Here is a 24119-nt window from a genome sequence, read left to right on the forward strand (position 1 = left end):
TCAAGGGAAGGTTGAAACTCTATCATCTCGCGCATCGTTCACAGAAAATCGACGACTCACGACAACACGCCCGCCCCGCCGCCCCTGAGGTGCCACCCCTTGAGCCGCCATCCCTGAGTCACCGCATGACCGGGTGAGTTGTATCCCGTATGCTGGGTAAGGGCCACAAAAGTGGTGTTAGCGCGTTCAGAGGAGGAAGACGATGTCCTATATCACCGGAGCTATCTACCCGAGCTCAGATCGCATCCAGCTGGGTGCCACCGAAGAAGAAACCCTCAACGCCTACGCCGACAAGCACACCGCGGTCGTCCTCACCTACGCCAACCCGAGCGTGCACGAACTACACGAGCTACAACACGCCTTCAACCTGCACGAACTCGCCGTGGAAGACGCCACCCGTGGCCACCAGCGCGCCAAGCTCGAACGCTACGGAGACTCCCTCTTCGCAGTCATCCGCCCCGCTGTCTACCTCGACAAAGAAGAAGAAGTGCGCCTGAGCGAGATACACCTCTTCGTAGGCCCCCGCTACATCCTCGTGCTCGTCAAAGACGCCCAGCGTAGCGACCGCAAAATCGGCGAGCAATACAACCTGCTCTTCGGCACCCCGGACGCCTCACCGGCCCGCCTGCTACACCGCATCCTCGATAACACCGTCGACGGGTACGCCCCCGTGCTCGACGGACTCGAAAACGACAACGACGAAATTGAAGACATCCTGTTCTCCACCCACGACCGCCAAGACGCCAACCCCCTGGCGCAGCGCATCTACGAGCTACTCAACCAGGTGATTGACTTTCAGCGAGCCTGTCGACCCCTCGAACCGATGATGGGTCGCATCATTGAAGGCCTACGCACCGGCGCGCTCGACCCGTCCCCCTACCCGGGCGCAAGCCAAGGCGAAGTCGAAGACGAAGTTGTGGAACTTGCCCGCCAGTTCCGTAATGTGCTCGACCACGTGGTCCACACGAAGGAACGTTTGGAGGACCTCCGCACCTCCCTCGAAAACGCCCTGCGCGTACACGACACCCTGCTCGGACAGCAACAGAACGACGACACCAAACGAATCTCCGCCTACGCGGCACTCCTCATGGTGCCCACCATCGTCGGCTCGGTGTACGGTATGAACTTTGAGGTTATGCCCGAACTCAAATGGGAATTCGGCTACCCCGCAGCCCTGCTGCTGATGCTGGTCTCCTGTCTGCTCCTCTACTGGTTCTTCAAGAAAAACAAGTGGCTCTGACTGGCCCTAAACGCTATCGGCTGGGCCTTGACGCGTATGCCGCGAAGGCGCACACACAAGCCTTACGCGGCGCGGTCGTACTGTGCGCGCATCGCGCGGCGGCAGTCGCGGCGCTCACGCTTGAACTTCTTGCACATAGCCTTCGGATCGTCAAACATGGAGAAGTTCCCCGGCTCAGCCGCCAGACCCAAAGTCGACAGCTCAACCATCGAGAGTATCGCGTAGAACGTCTCGCGGCGCAACTCAAAATTGCAGGCACCCGGAGCGGATTCCACCGCAAACACACCGCCGGTGCACTCCAGAGAACGCATGGCCCAGTGCTTAACCCACAGGTCACCATTGACCGGGCTCACGCCCATGCTGGTCAACGCCAGGCCGGTACCCTGAACGCGCTCAAAACGCAGGCACATCTCCAAATCCTTCTCCAGGGGGAACACGAACAGCAGAGCGTTCTGAGCCGCCGCCCGCAACTCACGCAGGTTCTCCTCGTAACCGGAAGCACCCCGGGTGAGGTGACGCATCACGCGGCCCATCGTGGAAGACACCGGCGCAACGCGGAAGCACGAACCCTCAGCCACTAGCTGCTCCAGAACGGTGCGGAACTCTTCCACCTCGAAGCGTTCCATACGCACCACGGTGCCGCACTGCATCAGCCAGTTGAACTCTTCATCACGACGAAGCTGCTCATCGGCAGTGCAAGAAATCTGCGCCTGTGCGTACTGGTTCTCACGAGTGGTGTTTTCCATGACCGTTCCTTCCGTAGATGCTGAATTGGCCCGTTAGCAACACCGCGGGAGGCGGCGTGCCCGGTCGGAAGGACCGTCCCTTCCAACACCTACACTCTATGGGCGACCCCTGACACGATAAGCATTCTTTGATTTACCCCCGGGTAAAACTGGGAAAATTCTGAAACCGTTCGTGAAACCCCGTCAAACCCCGTGAAACACAGAAAACCGGGTGCCCCCCCGCAGTCTCATGCCCGCGCATGAGGGTGAGGAGGCAGGGCTTTCAGCACGCTTGGCACCTGCTTTCGCACCTGCTTTGTAACCGCCGGACGCACTCGTGACCGGAATCGGTGCCCGCCCGTACTTCGGCGATGCTTAAGCAGCGCGATACTTACGGTTCTTACTACGCGGCGGAGCCGTAGGAACAATCAGCTTCGCCTCCACAAGACGGCGCAGATCATTCGTAATGGAGGTACGTGAAGCGCCCCGACCCCAATGCTCTTGGATATACGCCGTGGAGACCGCCTCGCCCTGTGTGCGCAGGCCGCGCACAATACCGGCCTGGCGTTTGCTAAGGCCGTCAAGCGACGCATCGGCGCCCGCCGGTTCGACGGTGTCCGCTGAACGTTTGCCCTCGGGATGGGTTGCTTGCTGAATCCTATCCTCAGGCGCTGTCTTCTGTTTCATAGAAGACGCACCCTGCGGAGGCTGCAACAGAGTAACCTGCACATAGAGTAGACGGTCAGCAAACTGGGGAGCGGGCAGGCCCGCATCCTTCAGCGCGCGCAGAACCGTGGGAATACCGGAAGCTCTATTCTCTGCAATCAAACGCCCCGTACCCGGGTCGGGCAGATCAGTCAGAATACTTGCCAAGTAGCTGTTACGGGTTGAAGAAACACCGGGCTGACCGAAATCTCGGATAGCTACAGCACCGTAAATACCGCCCGGGCTACGCACCACCAAGCGGTTGGTGTAGAGCTCAACCTGCACCTGCGAGCCGCGCGCACCGGGCGAGTAGTCGCGGTGCATGAGGGCGTTGACCAGAAGCTCGCGGATAGCCTCCAGCGGATACTCGTAGCGCTCAACCCGCCCGATACCGCTACTGTTGAGGCCCTCCATCGTGGACGTTTTGCGCATATTGCGAACCAAAACGCCCATAGCTTCATCCAACATGGAGGGGATAGGTCCCGTACAGCTGTGATTGTCCAGAAAACGTCGACCGTCCTCAGTGACCTCACCAAGCTCTTCACCGGGAAGAACAACAACGCTCATCATCAGCTGCGGGAAGAACGCCTGCGGGTAGGATCCCATGGCGAGAAGCGCCCCAAGAGTGGGCACTTCTCGGCCCTCAGAATCGATGCGTAGAATACGCGCCTGCAGAAGAACCTCACGGTCAGAAAGCGCCGCAAAAACACGAGGCTGCTCCTCGCGGAGGCGAGCGACATAGGCACTCACAAGGGTGGGGGAGAGGTCCTTGAAGCTTGCCTCACAGACCAGCTCCTCGTCGTAGCGGGGCTGACTGCGGTTCTCTAGGAGGCGGTCAATCTCGTACTTGGTGAGGCGAATATCGGCCTCACCGACGCGCTGGTAGGAGCTGTTATACATGCCGTGTGCTTCGATGTAGTAGGGTTTCTGCGTCGGATCGCCGGGGAGCACATCGATGCGCACGATACGGTGTTGCTCGTCTACTGCCTCAATCTGAATATCTACCGGGGGTCGAGGCGTGATCTTGGAACGGATTGCCTCAACGGATGCGTCGTGGACTGCCTGTGCGTTGAAACCTTCAACTGGCTGTAGACCTTCTGCCGGGTCGGTGAGGCCAAGAAGAATGGTGCCACCGTCGCCGTTGGCGAAGGCACTAACGGTTTCAAGAACGGACTTGGGGAACCCGCCAGCTGCAGCTTTGACTTCTACTCGCCCGTTTTCAGCCTGGCTACGGCGTAGGTTTTCGATGAGTTCAGCGGTGTTTGTTTCCATGCATGCTCCCGATGGCTACTTCTTGGTGAACGTCATAGCAACGTCATAACAGCATCATAACAATTTCTGTCATGATGTTGATATGATCCTGCGATGATGTTGCTATGATGCGGTATTTTCCTCGCGCCTTGAACCTTAAAAACCCCCGGAATTGCAGGCTAAAACCGGGTATTTCTGTCGATCTCATTGACCGCGCATCATAACAACCGTCATAACAACTTCTGTTGTGTCAGTTGTTATGACGGCTGATATGATGCCCCGTCATAATCCGCAATAAACGACACATAGGTACCCGCACTTGGTGCACTCCGCCGCCGGTGGCACAGTATAAAGTCGAGCCACTATCGACTCCCCGCCCATCCCCGGCGGGCAGATACATCAGGAGCAAACCAATGGCTGAACACACTTTCGGCTTCCGCACCCGCGCACTACACGCGGGCGGCACCCCCGACGCTGAACACGGTGCCCGCGCGGTCCCCATCTACCAGACCACCTCCTTCGTCTTCAAAGACGCTGACGACGCGGCAAACCTCTTCTCCCTGCAGAAGTACGGCAACATCTACTCGCGCCTGTCCAACCCCACCGTCGCCGCACTGGAGGAGCGAGTCGCCTCCCTTGAAGGCGGTATCGGTGCGGTAGCGACCGCCTCCGGCATGGCTGCCGAGTTCATCACCTTCGCGGCGCTCTGCCAGCAGGGTGACCACATTGTTGCCTCCTCGCAGCTGTACGGCGGCACCGTCACCCAGCTGGACGTGTCCCTGCGACGCTTCGGCATCAACACCACCTTCGTGGCCGGCACCGACCCCGCCGACTACAAGGCGGCCCTGACCGAGAACACCAAGGCAATCTACACCGAGGTTGTCGCCAACCCCTCCGGCGAGGTTGCCGACCTGGAGGGCCTGGCAGAGGTCGCCCACGAGGCCGGCATCCCGCTGGTCGTGGACGCCACCATCTCCACCCCCTACCTGATCCGCCCCCTCGAGCACGGTGCGGACATCGTTATTCACTCGGTCACCAAGTTCCTGGGCGGTCACGGCACCACCCTTGGCGGTATCGTCGTCGAGTCCGGTCGTTTCAACTGGGGTAACGGCAACTTCCCGTCCATGACCGAGCCGGTTCCCTCCTACAATGGCGTGTCCTGGTGGGGTAACTTCGGTGAGTACGGCTTCCTGACAAAGCTGCGTTCTGAGCAGCTGCGTGACTTCGGCCCGTCGCTGAGCCCGCAGGCCGCGTTCAACCTGTTGCAGGGTGTTGAGACTCTGCCGCAGCGTATGGACGCGCACCTGGCGAACGCTAAGCAGGTTGTCGCCTGGCTGGTTGAGGATCAGCGTATCGCCTACGTGAACTACGCCGGTCTGGAAGACCACCCGCACCACGAGCGCGCGAAGAAGCTACTGCCGCTGGGTGTCGGTTCCGTGTTCTCCTTCGGCGTGAAGGCGACCGAGAAGGCGTCCGGCCGACTGGTCGGTGGCGAGTTCATTGGTGCCCTGCAGCTGGCAAGCCACCTGGCTAATATTGGTGACTCTCGCACTCTTGTGCTGCACCCGGGTTCGACCACGCACCAGCAGCTGTCGCGGGAGCAGCTTGAAGCCGCCGGCGTGGGCGAGGACCTGATTCGCATTTCGGTGGGTCTGGAAGATGTGGAAGACATCATCTGGGACCTGGACCAGGCACTGACCTACGCGACCGGCCTGAACCACGCCGGTGAGCGTGTGGGTGTGTCCAGCGCAGACAAGATTGTGGAGGCTGAGGAGGCGGTTGCCGCCGCTAAGGCCGCCGAGGACGCTGCCGCCGCTGAGGCTGCTGCTGGCGCATCCTGCTCCCTGCCCGCCGCTACCGCTCAGGAGGAGAAGTAATGACCGAGAAGCGTACCTGGGTGGGTCCTTCCGCCCCTGAGCGTCTGAACATTCTGCGTAATACCCGCACGATTGCGATTGTGGGTATGAGCGATAAGATTTCGCGTGCCTCCTACTTCGTGGCGACGTACCTGCAGTCGGCTTCGCCGTACAAGCTGTACTTCGTGAACCCGATTCTGGCGGCAAAGGGCAAGCTTGTGCTGGGTCAGCCGGTGTACCCGTCGCTGCAGGACCTGCCGGAGGTTCCGGATCTGGTGGAGATTTTCCGCCGTAATGAGGACCTGCCGGGCGTGGTGCAGGAGGCTGTGGATCTGGGCGCGAAGACCGTCTGGATGCAGCTGGGCTCCTGGAGTGAGGAGGCTGCCGCAATCGGTGAGGCCGCCGGCCTGAACGTGGTGATGGATAAGTGCGTGAAGATTGAGCACGCGCGTTTCCACGGAGGCCTGCACCTGGCCGGTTTCAACACAGGCGTGATTTCTGCGAAGCGTCAGGTGCTGTCGAAGTAAGCAGCCTGTGCTGTATAAGCCGTTGCGGCTTGTAATTACAAAAAATCAGGCGCGTATTCGTCAGCGCGTAAAACGAGGGGCGTACCCGGGAACCATCCCGGGTGCGTTCCTCTTTCTGTGAGGCTAACACAGTGACATAAGTAACCAGAAGGTAGCCAGGGAAAATGCCCAGATTCCTTGAGAGCGTGTATCTCCAATGTTATTGTTGGAATAACAGTCCCCCCTCCGCCTCTGATTCAAGCGCATCTCGAGGGGGTCCTTTTGTATGTTCGGTTCTACGGCGAATCGAAGTAAGGAGAGTAGGGGTTTGCCCAAGAAATCGTGCGTATTTCTACCTTCAATAGAGGACCAGAAGGAATACCTTGTTGCTAAGAGGTATTTTCCTCAGGGAACGGCCCTGAGCGATGATGACCGAGACATGCTTGCGTGCTCTAATTTCCACTACCTTCTGGGATACTTCCGTAATTACAGCAAATACAAGAACGAGGGACTTCTACCGGGAAATCCAGACATCTCGGATGTTTTAGATATTGTGCGTATGGATGTGAAGGTCTCTTCCCTCCTGTACGGGTACATGAGGCAGAGCGAACAAGCGATTCGAGCCGCATGGGTGGATGTATTTTGCACTTACCGTAGTCCCCATGAGTATCTCAACCCGGATGCATATATCTGTATGGACCAGGACAGGCCAGTAGATGCGCTCATCAAAGATATGATGCGGCACATCCTGCGATACCGTGAACCGTATGTTCGTGAGCGTATCGAGGTTTGGTGGAAATCCTGCGCTAAAAGTTCTTCTAAAACCCCTTCCGAAAACTTGGACGACTGGGAGGACGTTGAGGAGCTTCGATTGAAGATGCAGAAAGAGCTTCCCCTGTGGTCTGTTGTCGATTCGTTTTCATTAGGGCTTCTCTCCCATGCGGTGGTCCAAAGTTATGCTTCAGGAACTATCCCCGAGTCCGGAGACGCTGAAAAGCTGCTGCTCTACAAAAAGACCGCAGAATATATGGGTGTAAACCATAAGCACTTTGAGGGCCGTCTAAAGTCTCTGACCACTCTGAGAAACCGTGTAGCTCATGGTTCTCGCCTCTGGATGATGCCGACGACTGATACCTCTGCAAAGCCCAAAATTTTTGCTAAGGACCTCCGCGAGGCGGACCCGAAGGGTATGTTGGTCAGCTTCGCTAACGTTGCTCTTTTGCAGGGAAACACCCGTCGTCAGCGGGAAGCGTGGAAAGCGATAAAAGCTCTAGTTGGGCAAGAGGAAAGCTACAGCATCGGGGTGGGATCGCGAAAGATTTTTTAGCGTGGTGACATTCCTGTAGCTGGCCTCGCGCTATGAGGCTGCCGTGCTCATAAAAATAAACGGAGGGGCGTACCCGGGGTGATTCCCGGGTGCGTCCCTCTTTTGGCGTACGGTATCGCCCCTTGTGGAGGGCCGTTCAGCTTTAAGGTAAACCTATCCTTATGTTCTGGGGTGCTGAGCCGGTATCCTAGATGGAAGCCCGGGGGCCGGTACTCAGCACACACGTGTACCGACCGCCGGGTCTTTTCACGCGCGAAATATGACGAAATATATTTCTAAAATGTCGAAATATAACGCCGTTTTTCGGTCATAAAAAGTCACTCGGTCACAGAAAAGAAAAAACTAGTCAGTACCCCAAAAGAGTCCTAAGCTAGCAATATATTTATCCCCCGCATTTTATGCCCAACCTTAGCCGAGGACAGCATGACCGGATTCACGACGAAGGCAATTCACACTACGGACCGCGACAACCCGTACGGTTCCATCCTGCCTCCGATCTACACGACCACCACCTACGCCCAGCCCTGTGACGGCACCGAAGGCCCCTACGACTACCAGCGCGGCGGCAACCCCACCCGCGCGGCCCTCGAAACCACGCTCGCAACCCTCGAAGGCGCCAAGCACGCCTTCGCCTACCCCTCCGGAATGGGCGCCACCGCTGCCGCCCTCGGCATCCTCAAAGAAGGCGAGACCCTGCTGCTGGGCATGCCCTCCTACGGCGGCACCTACCGCTTCGCGACCATCGAGCTGCCCGCCCGCGGCGTCAAGACCCGCTTCATCGGCGACTTCACGGCCCTCACCGACGAGGACTTCACCGACAACGTGACCATGGTGTTCCTGGAGAGCCCCTCCAACCCGCTACTGCGCGTGAGCGACATCGCCGCCATCGCCGAAATCGCGCACCGCAACGGCGCAATCGTGGTCGTCGACAACACCTTCATGACCCCGCTGCTGCAGAAGCCCCTCGACCTGGGCGCAGACATCAGCGTGCAGTCCGCCACCAAGTACCTGGGTGGCCACGCCGACCTACTCGGAGGCGTCGCCGCAACCAACGATGACGCGCTCGCCGAGCGCCTCTGGCACCTGCAGATGATTACCGGCGCAATGCTTTCGCCCACCGACTCCTACCGCCTGCTGCAGGAGGTCAAGACCCTCAAGCTGCGCCTGACCCAGCAGCAGAAGAACACCATCGAGGTCATCAACTACCTGGAGGCGCACCCCGCCGTGAAGCGCGTGCTCTACGCGGGTTCGCACAGCGAGTACGAGGCGCAGGTGCACGCCCGCCAAGCGAACGGCCTGGGCGCGCTCATCTCCATGGAGCTGGTGGACGGCGCAGACCTGCCCGCCTTCCTCGAAGCCCTGAAGATTTTCAGCCACGCGGTGAGCCTGGGCGGTATCGAGTCGCTGGTGGTTCGTCCCGCGCTCATGGTGCAGGCCGCCTACACTCAGGCGCACCGCGACGAATACGGCGTGAGCGACAACCTCATCCGCCTGGCCATCGGCATCGAGGAGATTGAGGACATTATCGAGGATTTGGAGCGCGGCCTGACCGCAGCCCTGGCGCATCAGGCATAGTCCCTGAACATGAGGCACCGCACGACCGTATCGCGTGATTCGAGGTGCCCCAAATACGCGGCGTAATGTCACCCATAATAATTACTCAAAATACCCGGATTAACGTATTTCTTTCAATGTAAAAGAATGTTTTTGATTCGGGTATTTTGTGCACCCTCACCGCATTTTTATATGACGTTGCGTGAACATATTAACCCCCGTGACGCGGGGTTAGAACGGCATAAAAAATGCGGGTAGGGTAAATCCCGGATACACGACGAAACACAGTAGCTACGCCCGCGTTCGGGGTAGCCCGAACGGAAGAGAACCACCATGAGCCAGCAGAACCAGCTCGAACCGACCGGTTTCACGACCCGCACCATCCACGCCGTGCACGATGCCCGCTACGATGCGTCTGTGCCGCCGGTCTACCTGGCCAGCACCTTCGGTACCGCAGGTGAGGACACCACCTACATGTACCAGCGCGGCGCGAACCCCACCCGCGATAACCTGCAGGCGACCCTCGCCGCGCTCGAGGGGGCCGAGCACGCCTACGCGTACCCCTCCGGCATGGCGGCCACTGCGGCGGCCCTAGGCGTTCTGGAGGCGGGCGACACCCTGCTGCTGGGCATGCCGACCTACGGCGGCACCTACCGCTTCGCGACCACCGAGCTGACTAAACGCGCTGTGAAGACCCGCTTCATCAGCGACTTCACGACCCTGAGCGATGAGGACTTCACCCCGGACGTGAAGGTCGTCTTCCTTGAGACCCCCACGAACCCTACCTTGCAGGTCACCGACATTGCCGCGGTTGCGGAGCTGGTGCACCGCCACGGCGCCCTGCTGATCGTGGACAATACCTTCATGACGCCCTACCTGCAGCGTCCTCTGGAACTCGGCGCTGACATCACCGTGCAATCTGCTACCAAGTTCCTGGCCGGCCACGCCGACCTGCTCGCCGGCGTCGCGGCCACGAACGACCCCGACCTGGCCATTCTGCTACACCGCGGTCAGCTCGTCAGCGGCGCGCTGCTGCCCCCGATTGACTCATACCGCCTGCTGCAGGACGTGAAGACCCTGGCCCTGCGCCTGGAGCGCCAGCAGCAGAACGCCCGCGAGCTCATCGAGTTCCTCTCTGAGCGTCCCGAGGTCGAGAAGATTTTCTACGCCGGCAACTCCTCCGAGGAACAGGCGAAGGTGCAGTCCCGCCAGGCCCGCGGCATCGGCTCCGTCTTTTCGCTGCTGCTCAAGGACGGCGGCGACGCGCAGGCCTTCGCCCGCTCCCTGCCCATCTTCGTCAACGCCGTGAGCCTGGGCGGCATCGAATCGCTCGTGAGCCTGCCCGCGCACACCACGCACGGGGCTTACGCGCAGGAGCATCGCGATGAGTTCGGCGTGGATGACCGCCTTGTGCGCCTGGCGATCGGCATTGAGGATATTCAGGACCTCATCGCGGCCCTGGAGATTGGCCTGAAGGCCGCCTTCGCCGGCTAGGTTCGTGCCGCCGGTTCATACCGCAGATTTCAACTTTCACACCACGCATCAACGTAGATTAAGGAACCAAGAATGACCGTTCTCAATACCTCCGCCGTACTGAACCGACGCTCCCTGCTACTGGGCGCGGCCCTCGCCGGAACCACCGGCCTGCTCGCCGCCTGCTCCGGCGGTAACGGCTCCAGCGCAGGCTCCGCACAGAGCTCCTCCAACCTGCTGGAGTCCATCAAGTCCGCGGGCAAAATCCGCATCGGCGTGGAGGGTACCTACCGTCCCTACACCTACCACGACGCCTCCGGTAAGCTCGCCGGCTTCGAGTACGACATCGCCGAGACCCTCGCCAAGGACCTGGGCGTGACCGCCGAGTACATCGAAACCCCCTGGGACTCGCTGATCGCCGGCGTGGACGCGGGCCGCTACGACATCGTGCTCAATAACGTGGCACCCACCGAGGAACGTAAGAAGAAGTACGATTTCTCCGTGCCCTACGCGCACTCCCGTGCCCGCGTGGGCGTGAAGAAGGACTCGAGCCTGAAGAACGCCTCCGAAATCTCCGGCCATAGCGCCGCCCAGAGCGCCACCAGCAACTACCGCAAGCTCGTGGAGGAACGCGGCGCCACCATCATCGAAGTCACCGGCTTCGACGAGGCCATCGAGCAGGTGCTCACCGGCCGCGCCGAGCTGACCGCCAACGACTCCGTGTCCTTCGCCGAGTACTTCAAGGAGCACCCGGACGCCAACCTGCGCCTGCTGGAGGGTGAGGTTGGCCCCGGCACCAACGTCGCCGTTCTGCTGCCTAAGAACCAGACCGCGCTGAAGGATGCGATTGACGCCTCCATCAAGAAGCACCTGGGCAACGGCGACTTCAAAGCAATTTTCGAGAAGCATGTGAGCGAGGACTTGAGCCCCGCCTCCTAAGCTTTCGTGAAAGGCTCGGAAGGGGCCCGGAAAGGGCTCACCCGCCAGGACTTCTGAAATTGCGTCGTGGTTGATGTCTCCGTGGCTTATCCTGCACCGATGAGAGAATATGACGGAATGTTACGTTAAATTCTCTCGGGTCTGGAATAGCTGTAGGATAGCCAGCGTTGCACCCGCAGAGAAGGGGCACACCGCATGATGCCCCAGGGTTATCGCAAGGTGACAACCCGCACCTACAAGAGCATCGACTACGACGCAAAGGAAGAACCATGTCCGCAATGATTAACCGCCGCACCGTTCTCGCAGGCACCGCCTTCACCGGCCTGGCAGCCCTGCTCGCTGCCTGCGGTTCCAACGGTGGTAGCACCGCATCCAGCGCCAACAAGCTGGAGGCCATCAAGTCCGCCGGCAAGATTCGCGTGGGTTTGGAGGGCACCTACCGTCCCTTCTCCTTCCACGAGTCCAACGGCACCCTGGTCGGCTTCGAGAAGGAAATCGCCGACCTGATCGCCAAGGACCTGGGCGTGACCGCCGAATTCGTCGAGACTCCCTGGGATTCGCTGATTGCCGGTGTGGACGCCGACCGCTACGACATCGTCATTAACAATGTCTCCGCAACCGACGAGCGCAAGCAGAAGTACGACTTCTCCGTACCCTACCTGTACTCGGAGCCGAAGGTTGCCGTGAAGAAGGACTCCTCCCTGCAGAACGTGAGCGAGATTTCCGGCCACTCCTCGGCGCAGTCTGAGACCTCGAACTTCCGCAAGATGGTGGAGGCGAAGGGCGCCTCGATCGTGGTCGTATCCGGCTTCGACGAGGCCATCGAGCAGGTCCTGTCGGGCCGCGCCGAGATGACCGCGAACGACTCCGTGTCCTTCGCCGAGTACTTCAAGGAGCACCCGGACGCCAACCTGCGCCTGCTCTCCGGTGACCTGGGCACCGGCAGCAACTCCTCCATCCTGATGGCTAAGGGGCAGGACGCCTTGCGTAACGCTATCGACGAGTCGCTGAAGAAGCACCTGGGCAACGGCGACATCAAGGCCATCTACGAAAAGTACGTGGGTGAAGACCTCTCCCCGAAGAACTAACACTCTCATAAGGAGCTGAGTTCCGCGCATGGAACGCTACCTCAACCTCTGGGCAGAATCACTGCCGCAGCTGCTGACCTCAACGGTGGCAGTGACCATTCCGCTATCGCTCATCTCCTTCGCGCTGGCGCTGCTGGTGGGCATCATCTCCGCCGGCGCGCGCACGAGCCGCTTCGCCCCGGTGAACTGGCTGGCCTGGCTGTACATTTGGGTTTTCCGCGGCACCCCGCTGCTGGTTCAGCTGTTCATCGTCTTCTACGGCCTACCGAAGGTGGGCTTAGCCCTGGACGTGTGGAGCGCCGCGATCATCACGATGAGCCTGCACACCGGCGCGTACGTGGCGGAGACCTTCCGCTCGGCCGTGGCGGCTATTCCCGGCGGCCAGTTTGAGGCGGCTGCAACCCTGAACTTCACGCGCCTGCAGACCTTGCGTTACGTCGTGATTCCGCAGGCTGTGCGCATCGCGCTGCCGAACCTGGGTAACAACTTCATTGATCTGATTAAGGGCACTTCGCTGGTGTCGGTCATCTCGATGGTTGACCTGTTCCAGACCGGTAAGCAGATTGCTTCACGCACCTTCGAGCCGCTGGCCATGTACAGTGAGGTTGCCATCGTCTACCTGGTGATTTTCACTGTGCTGACCGCCGCGCAGTCGGCCCTGGAGAAGTACAGCAACCGTTACGTAAGGAGCCGTAATGCTTAGCGTGGAATCCCTCTCGAAGAGCTTCGGTACGACGCAGGTCCTCAAGAACATTAGCCTGGACATTCCCAGCGGTGAAACCACCGTCATTCTGGGCCCCTCCGGTAGCGGCAAGTCGACCCTGTTGCGTTGCCTGAACCTGCTGGAAACCCCGCAGTCCGGCACGCTCACCATTGACGACGTGCAGGTGGACTACAGCCAGAAGCTCACCGATGCGCAGGTGCGTGACATCCGCTCCCGCTCGGCCATGGTGTTCCAGCAGTTCAACCTGTTCCCGAACTACACGGCGCTGAAGAACGTGGCGCTCGCCCCGACCCTCAACGGCACCCTGGACGCTAAGCAGGCTGAGGAGCGCGCCCGCGAGCTGCTCGCCAAGGTGGGCCTGGCCGATAAGACCGGCTCCTACCCGGAGTCGCTCTCGGGCGGCCAGCAGCAGCGCGTGGCCATTGCCCGCGCCCTGGCGCTGGAACCGGCCTACCTGCTCTTCGACGAGCCGACGAGCGCCCTGGACCCCGAACTTGAGGCCGAGGTGATTCGCGTGCTCATGCAGCTGGCGAAGGAAGGTCGCTCCCTGGTCATCGTGACGCACAATATGGCGTTCGCGAAGAAGGTTGCGGACCGTATCGTGTTCCTGGAGAACGGCACCCTGCGCTACAACGGCGAGCCGAACGGCTTCTTCGCCTCGGATGATGAGCGCATCCGCAAGTTCCTGACCGTGTACGACAGCAGCGAGTACACCATTTAGCCCTGCGGCAGTATCCATGCCTCAGCGCACGGCGGCAGAGCCCAAAACGGAAGGGTGGGCCGGTTCCTCTACGGACCGGCCCACCCTCCTACTTTTACTATTATTCGTCCTTGTGAGGCTCGGTTTGAGCTTTGGTGCGGCGGTACTCATCCAGCTGCGCGGGACTGACCACCTGCAGCTGATCGGTGAGCGGCTCACCCGGTGACCAGCCCTCGTTATGCACCGCGTTCTCGTGACGATTGAAAAAGGTCAGCAGACGCGGGCGATGCACCTGCAAACCACCCGGGGTAGTGGGCAGCTGCCAGTTCCGCGCGTGGGACAGCACACCCAGCACCAGGCACAGGAGAATGGACAGCGCCATCGCCAGGTTCGGGCGGTGGAACAGGCCCGTCACGAGAGCGGTCTCGGCGGCACCAACCAGGGCGACGGTCGCATACAGGGAGTTACCGCCAAAGATCGCGGGAATACGGTTGACCATGATGTCGCGAATCAGACCACCACCCACGGCGGTGGTAATACCCAGGGTAATGGACGGCAGCCAGTGCAGGCCCATGTTCAGGGACTTGATGGTGCCGGTCGCAGCCCAACACCCCATACCCACGAAGTCCACGACAAGCAGGGTTCGGGTCGCCCAGCGGGCGCTCAAATCAATGCTGTACGCCAGGATAGATGAGCCAATCGCGCCAATCCAGTAGCCGCCGTCGGTGAGCGCCACGGGCAGGCCCGAGTTCAGCAGCACGTCACGAATCATGCCGCCGCCCATACCGCAGGCAACGGCGAGCAGCAGGAAGCCCACAATGTCGAACCGGAAGGCACGCGCCACAGCACCGCCGAGCAGACCGTTGGCAACAACGGCGGCAATATCGACGATGCGGAATACCTGATCCGGGTCAAAGAACTCATGCATGGGCGTTCTCCTGCGTGGACGATGTGTGTCTGTGCTCAGTGCCTGCGGGCATAACGGGGCCCGCGGGGTGAGGCATGCACGGTGGGCGGTCGGGTGACGACGCTATCACCGCATCCGGCTGTGCTGACCTGCGCGCTCGGGGGCGTTGGCGTCATAGCACCGATTCATTGTAGCCCCGGGCTCGGCAACGCTCCTAGTTGAGCGCGGGTTGAACCGGGGAGCGGACCTCAACCCCGGAACCTCATGTGCTGCACCGGGCGGCTGCCTCATTTTCGTGCGGGGCTCACCCGGGCGTACACTGGTTAACCGCCCGTTCTATCCGCCCGCGGGCTTTTCTATGCCCTCTTACAGGGGAATGACCCCGCCGTGAGGGCTACGGGCGGTAACACACAGATATAACCTCATACAGTATCGCTGAGACGCGGGCCTCCTCGCGCCTCAAGAATTAAGGACATATGGCCTCATCTCTAACGAATTCTGAGACGGTTGCTGACGCATCCACCGCCTCGTCCACTTCTCACTCAACCTCTCGGGGCGTAGCAGAGCCTCACATGGTCCACCCCGATAACTACGGGGCGAAACGCACCCTTCTGCTGTACATTACGCTCAGCGCTCTCATGGCCTGCACGGCCCTCGCAACGGATATTTTCCTGCCGGGCGTTCCCGAAATCACTGCGGAACTTGGTTCCGGCGAAGAACTCATGATTACCAGCTTCCTGTTGGGTTTCGCGCTGGCTCAGCTGATTCTGGGCCCGGTGAGCGACCGCGTGGGCCGTAAGATTCCGCTGGCTGCGGGCATGATTGTATTCGCGCTGGGTTCTGCCTGGTGCGCTGTTGCTGACACCATGCCGGAACTTATCGCCACCCGCGTTCTGCAGGCCGTAGGCGCCTGCACCGGCCCGATGCTGGCCCGCGCCATTGTGCGTGACCTCTACGAGGGGACGCGTGCCGCTCAGGTGCTCTCCACGCTTATGCTGATTATGGCGCTCGCCCCGATTCTTGGCCCGCTCATGGGTGGTTTCCTGGTGGTGGCCGGTGGTTGGCGCTGGACCTTCTGGACTATTGCCGCCGTTGCGCTCATTATTTTCGGGCTGATTCTGCTCCTGCCAGAGTCCCTGCCTCCGGCGAAGCGTGATAGCGGCTCAATTTTTTCAGCGTTCGTGAACTACCCGGTGCTCTTTAAGAACGGCCCGTTCATGCGTTACGTGCTGTGCGTGTATTTCTACTACATTGCGATTTACGCCTTCGTGACGAATTCGGCCTCCTCGTATATCGCCCATTTCGGTGTGGACCCGCGCTACTACGGCGTGCTGTTTGGCCTGAATATGGTGGGTTTGATGAGCTTGACCGCTTTCAACAAGCGGTGGGTGAAGAACTACAGTCTGCGCGGTATCCTCAAGGTTGCCACCTTGGTGGCCACTGTGGCGGGTGTAGCGCTTGTTGCTACCGCTGTAACCGGTGTAGGTGGCCTGTGGGGTGTGGTGGTTACGGTGTTCTTCGTGTTCGGTATGAATGGCGTGGTGGCGGCCTGCACGAACGCGGCAGCTTTGAACTCGGTGGAGCCCGCTATCGCCGGTACGGCTGCGGCGTTGCTGGGTTCCTTCCAGTACGGTAGCGGCATCATTTCTTCGCTGCTGTTGGCGTTGAGCCCCCTGAATGTGGTGGAGTCTATGGCGATCATGATGTTTTCCGGTGCGGCGCTGTCGGCGCTCATGGTGTGGCTACCCTCCCGTAAGCGGAGCGCTCGCTAAGCTGGGTCTAGACGAATACTAGAGGCGTGTGGCCCGGACTCGGTCCGGGCCACACGTGTATGGTGCAAGAAGGAATGTAAGGTGAAAGGAGCCGCCGTGACGGTATCGCGTGACGAAGTTTTCGAAATCCTGCGGGGCGTGGTGCCCCGCCTGGAGGAGGCGCTTCCCGGCTGGTCGGTGCGCCCCAACATCACGGGTACCGGCGCGGTGGGGCTCTACCTGGACGGCCCCGCAATCTACCGGGACGGCGAACCCCTGGCCGGCGTGAACGCCGAATGTGAGCCGGTCGTTCGGCACCTGTGCGGTACGATTCAGACCGCCGACCGCGGCCTGCCGCAGGAGCTCGGGCAGGTGCGCTACCAGTACATCCTGGGCGTGAGCGTGGCGGAGCATGAGAGCGAGTATCCCGAACTGGCTGACCTGGCGAGCGTGGGGGAGCCGAGCTGGGTTCCTGCGCTGAGGGCCCTGGAGGCGCTGGTGGAGTCCGAGGGCTGCGAGATGCTGTTCGTCAGCCGCGGCGGGTACGTGCCGGGTCGCCGCGCCCTGGGTAAGCGTCGCGTGGCGCTGCGGCGCGAGTTCTTCCCCGGTAAGCCCTGGCTGGGTTTGGGCACGATTGACTGGTGTGCGGGCGTGCGCTCGACCCCGGTGTACGCCGAGGATTTGGCGGCTCTGGTGGCCGCGGCGACGCGCCTGGCGAGCGGCTGGGACGCCGCCCTGCGAGCGGACTCGTCGACCAGCTGAAACAAAAGCAGCTAAAACAAAGCGGCGCATCCGACCCGTGATGGGGTGGATGCGCCGCTTTGTTTCAAGCTCTAACGCTTACTTGAACGAGTCGAGCCGTATGAGATATTGCCTTATCGATAGCATGCAAGGGTGATGCATCCTGCTACCTCTACGGGGGCGTAACCGTAGCATTTGTAGAGCGCAACGGCGTGTTCGTTACCGATGTCGGTAGTAATAAGTCGCTGTCGAATGTCTTCTCGGTCAAAGTCCTCAATGACACGCTTTAGAAGCGCAGAACCAATGCCCTGACGCTGAGCCTGCGGATGTACTAGGAGGTCCTGAATGTAGGCGACAGATTGTCCGTCCCCGACTGCGCGTACTAGCCCGACGAGTCGCCCTGTTCCTTGCGGTATCACCTCCCGTGCGGTGTAGAGATACCGTGAACCTTCCAACATGGGGAGGAGACGTTCGGGTGTTTTGGTATATGCGCTCCAGCCTACAGCGTCGTAGAGCTCGGTAAGTTCTTCCGTGCTGGGGTAGGGGTTGCTGGAGTCTAAAATACAGTACCGCATACAGGCATTGTATAGCGCCGGGGGAGGACATATATCTGCCGCAGAGTGCGTTTATTGGTCACAACGGAGCTTGGAGTATAAACGAAGCGGCGCATCCGACCCGTGACGGGGTGGATGCGCCGCTTCTCATCTCTCCTGCATCGCTATGGATGCGTCACCAAGACGGCACGGGGGCGTCACCGAGCCCTGTGTGTGCTTTACCCAGTGCCGCGCTACCGCGTACCTCGTCTTAGTGCGCCGGGTTCGATGTACCGAATCTGGCTGCTGAGGTGGCGGGTTTTAGCCCAGTGCCTCAGCCAGCTGAATGCCCTGTGCCACGCCGCCGAGGGTTGCAGCAACGCGAATCAGGTCGTTGACCTGCTCCTTGGTTGCGCCCTCTTCGCGCAGGGTGTGCTCGTGAGCCTCAACGCAGTGGGAGCAGCCGTTGACTGCGGACACTGCCAGTGCGTACATCTCGAAGTCCAGCTTCTCAATGCCACCGTTCTTACCGATGATCTGCATACGCAGGTTTGCGCGCTGGTCATCGTATGCACCGTTCAGGAAGCCACGGGTGCGGTAGAAGATGTTGTTCATGCCCATGATGGATGCAGCGCCCAGAGCAGCCTCGTAAGCGGTGTCGCTCAGGTGCTCCTTAGCCTCTGCAGCAATCTCAACAACAACAGAGTCAACCTTGGTTGCTGCTGCGGTTGCGAGGATTGCGCCCCAAAGCTGCTGCTCGGTGAGAGAGCTAATGCGGGGCAGGGAGGACAGGTTGAGGTTCATGTCCTTCGCGTAGGAAGGCAGAGCCGAACGCAGGTTATCGATGCTCATTTATTACTTCATCTCCTTGAATGCGTCGATGGTTGCTGCACCCTTCTTCCAGTTGCATGCGCACAGCTCGTCGGACTGCAGTGCGTCCAGCTGGCGGAGCACCTCGTCGGTGTTACGGCCGACGGAGTCAGCGGTAATGGAGACCGACTGGATGGTGTTGTGGGGGTCGATGATGAAGGTTGCGCGGTCTGCAACGCCGTCCTTGTTCAGGATGCCCAGTGCGCTAACCAGCTCACGCTTGAGGTCGGATGCCATGACGATGGGCAGGTCCACGAGCTCTTCGTGGGAGCGGCGCCATGCGTAGTGGGTGTACTCGTTGTCGACGGAAACGCCGATGACCTGGCAGTCGCGTGCCTCGAACTCGTCAGCCAGCTTACCGAATGCTGCAATCTCGGTGGGGCAAACGAAGGTGAAGTCCTTCGGCCAGAAGAAGACGACGCGCCAGGTGTCCTCGTCCAGACCTTCGGAGGAGACGGTGGTGAAGTAGTCTTCGGGCTTGGTTGCTTCGATGTCAGCGAGCTTGCCGGGGACAACGCCGGTGAGCTCGTATGCGGGGAACTGGTCGCCGATGGTCAGAACTGCCATGGTGTTCTTCTTTCTCTTGTGTCGCGCGGGTGTGTGCACTGCGCGTGACGTTTTTCAGTGCGCTGCCCGGGAACCCGGGCTTATCTCTATATTATTATGAATTACTCATAATAATCAACCCTAAACATGTACCCAAAACTATGATTTAGCTCACCGGTGAAGGTGGTGTAAGGTGAAACCATGAACTTTCACCCGGCCACTCCCAGCCACACCGAACAGGACGAAAACCCTAACCAGCCCGAACTCATTACCGAACGCCTCACCCTGCGCCACCTGCGCGAGGCGGATATCCCCGACATTGTGGAATCCTGCCGCGACCCGCAAATGATTCGCTACACCCGCGTACCGCTGAACTACACGCGCGCCGACGCCGAGGACTCCCTACTTACTACTGCCCGCCAAATCGCCGCCGGGCAGATTCAGCGTTGGGCGATTGACGCCTCCGGCGTGTTCGCCGGGAGTATCGAACTGCGCCTGCCCGACGGCACCCCCGAAAGCCCCGGAACTCGCGCCAAACTGGGCTATTACACCGCCCCGCAGGCGCGCGGAAAGGGCTACATGACTGAGGCGCTACGAGCCGTCCTCGGCTACGCTTTTGACCCGCTCGGGCTGGGCCTTGAGACCGTCCGCTGGACCGCCCTGGCGGGTAACGAGGCATCCGAACGAGTGGCGGTTAAAGCGGGTTTCACCGGTATCTATGACGATATTGACCCGAGCTCCGGCCGCCCCGACGAGAACGGCCACCCGGTGCAGCACCGGGTACGCCGCGCCGATATGACCCGCACGCAATTCGCGGCGCTCTGGACGGACCCGCTGGGCTAGCTCGTGCACAGCATAGGGGCGCGTCGGGTGCCTCCTCGTAGCGAGAACAGTACCCGACGCGCCCTACACGCAGAATCGGGAGGCTACCTGATGCCGAAGCCGCGGAACGAACCGGACGGCTCCTCCCACTCCACAAGCACCTCGTCAACCCGGCCCGCGGTGTCGCCGCCGCGCAGAATATCCACCAAGCGAGCGCAGGAGGCGGCCGTCCCCTCCGCAATCACCTTCACGCGCCCGTCATCGAGGTTTTCGGCGTACCCGGTCAAACCTAGCGGCTTGGCGGTACCGGCACACCACCAGCGGAAGCCCACGCCCTGCACTTTGCCGCGCACATGGGCGACGAGGCGGATTTCGGCGGGCTCAGCCGGGGTGCGGTCGGTGAAGAAGTCAAAGAAACCCATGGGTCCTCCCGTGGTCGTCTCGTTGAGGATGTTCTGATGGGGCGCCGGTGCTAGCGCCCCGATAAGCTTCTATAGCTTCAGTCTAGTGGGTGCGGTGTGCTGCTTATTGCCGGGTTGCCGCACACGGGTGCCGGTAAGCCGCTGATGAGCGCTGATTAGGGTGGAGCAACCGGGGCCGCGCCGATAAGGGGAGTAAGATGGGGTGATATTTATCAGCGGCCACGCTGAACACGCAGACATGTACCCGCAACACTCATCCGCTGGAGGATCATTGAGTTCACGCCCTAAGAAAGCGCCTCTCGTCGGTAACCCGGCGAAGACACCCTACAAGCCCTGGCCCGCTCTCTGGTCCCTGGTCGTTGGCTTCTTCATGATCCTGGTGGATGGCAATATTGTCACCATTGCCCTGCCGCATATGCTGCAGGATCTGGATGCATCCCTGTCGGCGGGTATGTGGGTGACGAGTGCCTACCTGCTGGCGTATGCGGTGCCGCTGCTCATTACCGGCCGTATGGGTGACCGCTTCGGTCAGAAGAACCTGTACATGATTGGTATGGGCATTTTTACGTTTGCCTCCCTGTGGTGTGGTCTGTCGCCGAATGTTGAGTCGCTGATTACTGCCCGCGTGGTGCAGGGCCTGGGCGCATCGCTGATGACCCCGCAGACCATGTCTCTGATTACGCTCATGTTCCCGCCGAATGCGCGCGGTGTTGCGATGAGTATTTGGGGCGCGACTGCGGGTGTCGCCTCGCTGGTTGGCCCGATTCTGGGTGGCGTGCTGGTGGATACCCTCAGCTGGGGCTGGATTTTCTTCATCAACATTCCGGTTGGCCTGGTCGGCCTGTTCTTGGCGTGGCGTAATGTGCCGGTGTTTGAGCAGAAGAAGCACAGCTTCGACTGGTTGGGCGTGGTGCTGTCGGCGGTCGGCCTGTTCCTGCTGGTCTTCGGCATTCAGGAAGGCGCTAGCTACGACTGGGGTACCATGACCGATTCGTTCCTGGGCACCGGTGTTCCGGTGAGCGTGTGGGGCCTGATTATTGCCGGCATTCTGGTGCTGGGCCTGTTCATCGGTTGGCAGGCTATTAACCCGCGTGAGCCGCTGGTTCCGCTGAGCCTGTTCAGTGACCGTAACTTCTCCGTATCGAATGTGGCTATTTCGGCTATGGGCGTGGTCGCTATCAGTATGGCGTTCCCGCTGACCCTGTACCTGCAGCAGGTGGAGGGCCTGGACCCGACCCAGGCTGCGCTGATAACCGCCCCGATGGCGTTGTTCTCGGGCGCGTTGGCGCCGGTGGTGGGTGCGCGTCTGAACCGTAACGACCCGAAGTGGATTGCGGTAATTGGTTTTACGCTGATGGTTGTTGGTTTTGCTCTGCTGCGCCCGACGATGGTTGCGGACGGCAACCTGTGGCTGATGGTTGGCCCGATGATTATTCTGGGTGCGGCGAACTCCTGCATCTGGGGTCCGCTGTCGGTGTCGGCGACCCGTAACCTGCCGCCGCAGCGTGCCGGTGCCGGTTCGGGTGTGTACAACGAGACCCGCCAGATGGCGTCGGTGCTCGGTTCGGCTGCGATTACCACGATTATGGCGTCTGCGATTACCTCGCACCTGTCCGCGTTGGGTCCTGCAGCCGCAGCGGGCGGTGGTTCTCACGACGGCGCTGCTGGAGGCGTGCTTCCGCAGATTCTGCGCGAACCCTATGCGGCGGCAATGGCTGATTCCATGATGCTTCCCCTGGTCGCGGCCGCTGCGGGCGCGGTCGTGTGCCTGTTCTATGCCTCCAAGAAGACCTCCGAGGCGAAGGCTGCCGCACAGAACCCTGAGTCAGAGCCTGAGTCAGAAAACACTAAATAGAGGCTTATCAGAGCGCTTTTACGTTATAAACGGTGCATAACTTGAGATACGGTGCGAATGCCGGGACAAACTAGATGCACTCTGTGTATGATGAAGCGGGTCACCGTCGAACAGAAGGGAGCCACGAACGGTTCCTTTGCCTCCACCGGAGGGTTCGGCAGTGACCCGCTGTCTTTTAAATGCCGTACTCACTTGCGGTACACCGGTTACATGCTGGCGGCAGCGACACACATATGACCACTGAACCACGCGGTAGCCGCCTGATACTTCTACTCACCCTAGAACCGGACCCGTACGACCCATACCGTGCGCAACCTCAGATGATGCAACCTCCCGCGTGGTCAAGATACGAAGAGAGATTCCATGTCTTTTCTGACCTCAACACGCGTAGTGCGTACCGCGCTCGCCTCAGCGGCTCTGCTGATGCTCGGCACGGTTGCGGCACCCGCGGCTAACGCCTACAACCCCGACATTGACGGTGACGGCATCCCCAACACCTGGGAGATGAAGGGCTACGATGCCGACGGCGACGGAAAGATTGACGTCGACTTCCCCGGCATGGGCGCCAATCCGCTGAAGAAGGATATCTTCGTTGAGATGGACTACATGCCCGGCCTGCTCGCCAGCGAGGATGAGCTTGACCGCATCACCGAATCCTTCGCGCAGCTGCCCGTTCGCAACCCCAACGGCACCACCGGCATCAACATTCACCTGGACGCCGGTAGCGCCCGCAGCGCCAAGTACAATCTTGGCGGCGGTAACGAGGTGGCGCACGAACAGCTCGACAACACCATGACCAAGTGGGCTGAAATCCGCTCGAAGAACATGGACCCGAACCGTGAAAGCGTCTTCCACTACATGATCTGGGGTGACGCATACGACGACTCCGGCTCCTCCGGTCTGGGCTACGTGGGCGGCCGCGGCTTCGTCGTGACCGTGGGCCCGCGCTTCTGGGGTAAGTCGGCAACCTCCGACGTGCGCGTAGGTACCTTCATTCACGAGCTTGGCCACAACCTGGGCCTGGGCCACGGCGGTACTGATGACGTGAACGATAAGCCGAACTACCAGAGCGTCATGAACTACAGCTACCAGATTTACGGTGTGCGCCGCGCCAGCGGTGAGCTGCACTTCAGCTACTCGACCCGCGCCTACAAGACCCTGGACGAGAACAAGCTGGATGAGCGCGCCGGCTTTGGTCGTAACGCTTACGGCTGGCTGTACTTCCGCAAGCCCGCCTGGGAGGGTATCGACTTCAACGGCAACGGCAAGATTGATGACGAGCCGGTATCGGTCGACCTGAACGGTGACGGCCAGCTGACCGAGCTGACCGCCCCGAACGACCTGGCAACCCTGAAGCTGCAGGCTGAGGGCGTGGAAGCGCAGGGCGGCGTGTACCGTTCTGAGAAGCACCTGTCGGCTGCTATTGCTCAGAACAAGATGACTGCCGATTTTGCTCGTTCGCAGGGTATGGTCCCGGCTAAGGATTAGCCTGTAGCCGCTACCCGCTAAAAACCCGCTAAAACAAAGGGGGGCCCGGCATCCGTTACGGATGCCGGGCCCCTTTCTGCTTGCTGCGGCGGCCGC

The 24119-nt window shown here is 60.5% G+C and carries 22 protein-coding genes; 15 read left to right on the forward strand and 7 right to left on the reverse strand.

Annotated features, from left to right (window positions below; translation table 11 throughout):
* Positions 1-202: 202 nt before the first annotated feature.
* Positions 203-1240: a magnesium and cobalt transport protein CorA gene (locus JX292_RS06040; protein ID WP_204862552.1), complete on the forward strand. Its 1038-nt coding sequence runs from the start codon at positions 203-205 to the stop codon at positions 1238-1240.
* A gap of 62 nt (positions 1241-1302) precedes the next feature.
* Here the strand turns inward: JX292_RS06040 and JX292_RS06045 are convergent, their stop codons facing one another.
* Together JX292_RS06045 and JX292_RS06050 are read right to left on the reverse strand one after the other, a co-directional pair.
* On the reverse strand, positions 1303-1986 hold the full coding sequence (locus tag JX292_RS06045; RefSeq protein ID WP_204862554.1) for an integrase: 684 nt from the start codon (positions 1984-1986) through the stop codon (positions 1303-1305).
* A 354-nt stretch (positions 1987-2340) separates the two neighbouring features.
* Positions 2341-3942 (reverse strand): ATP-binding protein, encoded by a 1602-nt coding sequence (locus JX292_RS06050; protein WP_204862556.1) that lies wholly within the window; start codon positions 3940-3942, stop codon positions 2341-2343.
* Between the two features lie 392 nt (positions 3943-4334).
* Between JX292_RS06050 and JX292_RS06055 the strand changes: the two genes are divergently transcribed.
* From JX292_RS06055 to JX292_RS06095, 9 genes are all read left to right on the forward strand, one after another.
* Positions 4335-5798: an O-acetylhomoserine aminocarboxypropyltransferase/cysteine synthase family protein gene (locus JX292_RS06055; RefSeq protein WP_204862558.1), complete on the forward strand. Its 1464-nt coding sequence runs from the start codon at positions 4335-4337 to the stop codon at positions 5796-5798.
* Positions 5798-6304, forward strand: a complete 507-nt coding sequence (locus JX292_RS06060) for a CoA-binding protein (protein ID WP_070648402.1) — start codon at positions 5798-5800, stop codon at positions 6302-6304. The genes JX292_RS06055 and JX292_RS06060 overlap by 1 nt, the downstream gene beginning before the upstream one ends.
* 307 nt (positions 6305-6611) lie before the next feature.
* On the forward strand, positions 6612-7610 hold the full coding sequence (locus tag JX292_RS06065) for an Abi family protein (RefSeq protein ID WP_204862560.1): 999 nt from the start codon (positions 6612-6614) through the stop codon (positions 7608-7610).
* Between the two features lie 423 nt (positions 7611-8033).
* Positions 8034-9185 carry a trans-sulfuration enzyme family protein gene (locus JX292_RS06070; RefSeq protein WP_070685184.1) on the forward strand — a complete coding sequence of 384 codons (1152 nt, stop codon included), beginning with the start codon at positions 8034-8036 and terminating at the stop codon, positions 9183-9185.
* Between the two features lie 312 nt (positions 9186-9497).
* Complete coding sequence (locus JX292_RS06075; protein ID WP_204862561.1) at positions 9498-10658, forward strand: trans-sulfuration enzyme family protein; 1161 nt, start codon at positions 9498-9500, stop codon at positions 10656-10658.
* Positions 10659-10730: 72 nt separating this feature from the next.
* Positions 10731-11576 carry a transporter substrate-binding domain-containing protein gene (locus JX292_RS06080; RefSeq protein WP_049346548.1) on the forward strand — a complete coding sequence of 282 codons (846 nt, stop codon included), beginning with the start codon at positions 10731-10733 and terminating at the stop codon, positions 11574-11576.
* A gap of 269 nt (positions 11577-11845) precedes the next feature.
* Positions 11846-12664 (forward strand): transporter substrate-binding domain-containing protein, encoded by an 819-nt coding sequence (locus JX292_RS06085; RefSeq protein WP_204862563.1) that lies wholly within the window; start codon positions 11846-11848, stop codon positions 12662-12664.
* Positions 12665-12692: 28 nt separating this feature from the next.
* Complete coding sequence (locus tag JX292_RS06090) at positions 12693-13367, forward strand: amino acid ABC transporter permease (RefSeq protein WP_204862565.1); 675 nt, start codon at positions 12693-12695, stop codon at positions 13365-13367.
* Positions 13360-14109: an amino acid ABC transporter ATP-binding protein gene (locus JX292_RS06095; protein WP_204862567.1), complete on the forward strand. Its 750-nt coding sequence runs from the start codon at positions 13360-13362 to the stop codon at positions 14107-14109. Before JX292_RS06090 ends, JX292_RS06095 begins: the two co-directional genes overlap by 8 nt.
* Positions 14110-14209: 100 nt before the next feature.
* Here JX292_RS06095 and JX292_RS06100 read toward each other — a convergent pair whose 3' ends face one another.
* Positions 14210-15016 (reverse strand): trimeric intracellular cation channel family protein, encoded by an 807-nt coding sequence (locus tag JX292_RS06100; protein WP_204862569.1) that lies wholly within the window; start codon positions 15014-15016, stop codon positions 14210-14212.
* Between the two features lie 455 nt (positions 15017-15471).
* Between JX292_RS06100 and JX292_RS06105 the strand changes: the two genes are divergently transcribed.
* Together JX292_RS06105 and JX292_RS06110 are read left to right on the forward strand one after the other, a co-directional pair.
* On the forward strand, positions 15472-16767 hold the full coding sequence (locus tag JX292_RS06105; RefSeq protein ID WP_239653670.1) for a multidrug effflux MFS transporter: 1296 nt from the start codon (positions 15472-15474) through the stop codon (positions 16765-16767).
* Positions 16768-16863: 96 nt separating this feature from the next.
* Positions 16864-17508, forward strand: a complete 645-nt coding sequence (locus JX292_RS06110; protein ID WP_204862571.1) for an L-alanine-DL-glutamate epimerase — start codon at positions 16864-16866, stop codon at positions 17506-17508.
* A 113-nt stretch (positions 17509-17621) separates the two neighbouring features.
* On the opposite strand, the gene JX292_RS06115 is transcribed toward JX292_RS06110, so the two are convergent.
* The 3 genes from JX292_RS06115 to JX292_RS06125 all read right to left on the reverse strand — a co-directional run bounded on the left by JX292_RS06115 (position 17622) and on the right by JX292_RS06125 (position 19457).
* The gene (locus JX292_RS06115) at positions 17622-18062 is read right to left on the reverse strand and encodes a GNAT family N-acetyltransferase (protein ID WP_204862587.1); all 441 of its coding nucleotides are present in this window, start codon (positions 18060-18062) and stop codon (positions 17622-17624) included.
* A gap of 279 nt (positions 18063-18341) precedes the next feature.
* Positions 18342-18872: a carboxymuconolactone decarboxylase family protein gene (locus tag JX292_RS06120; RefSeq protein WP_204862593.1), complete on the reverse strand. Its 531-nt coding sequence runs from the start codon at positions 18870-18872 to the stop codon at positions 18342-18344.
* Between the two features lie 3 nt (positions 18873-18875).
* Positions 18876-19457, reverse strand: a complete 582-nt coding sequence (locus tag JX292_RS06125) for a peroxiredoxin (protein ID WP_204862595.1) — start codon at positions 19455-19457, stop codon at positions 18876-18878.
* A gap of 180 nt (positions 19458-19637) precedes the next feature.
* Here JX292_RS06125 and JX292_RS06130 point away from each other — a divergent pair, with 180 nt between their 5' ends.
* On the forward strand, positions 19638-20279 hold the full coding sequence (locus JX292_RS06130; RefSeq protein ID WP_204862597.1) for a GNAT family N-acetyltransferase: 642 nt from the start codon (positions 19638-19640) through the stop codon (positions 20277-20279).
* 83 nt (positions 20280-20362) lie between these two features.
* On the opposite strand, the gene JX292_RS06135 is transcribed toward JX292_RS06130, so the two are convergent.
* Entirely contained in the window at positions 20363-20680 is a 318-nt protein-coding gene (locus JX292_RS06135; RefSeq protein ID WP_204862599.1) for an acylphosphatase, read from the reverse strand.
* Between the two features lie 271 nt (positions 20681-20951).
* Between JX292_RS06135 and JX292_RS06140 the strand changes: the two genes are divergently transcribed.
* On the forward strand, positions 20952-22535 hold the full coding sequence (locus JX292_RS06140; RefSeq protein WP_204862607.1) for a DHA2 family efflux MFS transporter permease subunit: 1584 nt from the start codon (positions 20952-20954) through the stop codon (positions 22533-22535).
* Positions 22536-22898: 363 nt separating this feature from the next.
* Positions 22899-24023 carry a zinc-dependent metalloprotease family protein gene (locus JX292_RS06145; protein ID WP_204862609.1) on the forward strand — a complete coding sequence of 375 codons (1125 nt, stop codon included), beginning with the start codon at positions 22899-22901 and terminating at the stop codon, positions 24021-24023.
* Positions 24024-24119 lie beyond the last annotated feature (96 nt).

It is taken from the genome of Rothia mucilaginosa, from assembly GCF_901875305.1.
Classification (GTDB): domain Bacteria; phylum Actinomycetota; class Actinomycetes; order Actinomycetales; family Micrococcaceae; genus Rothia.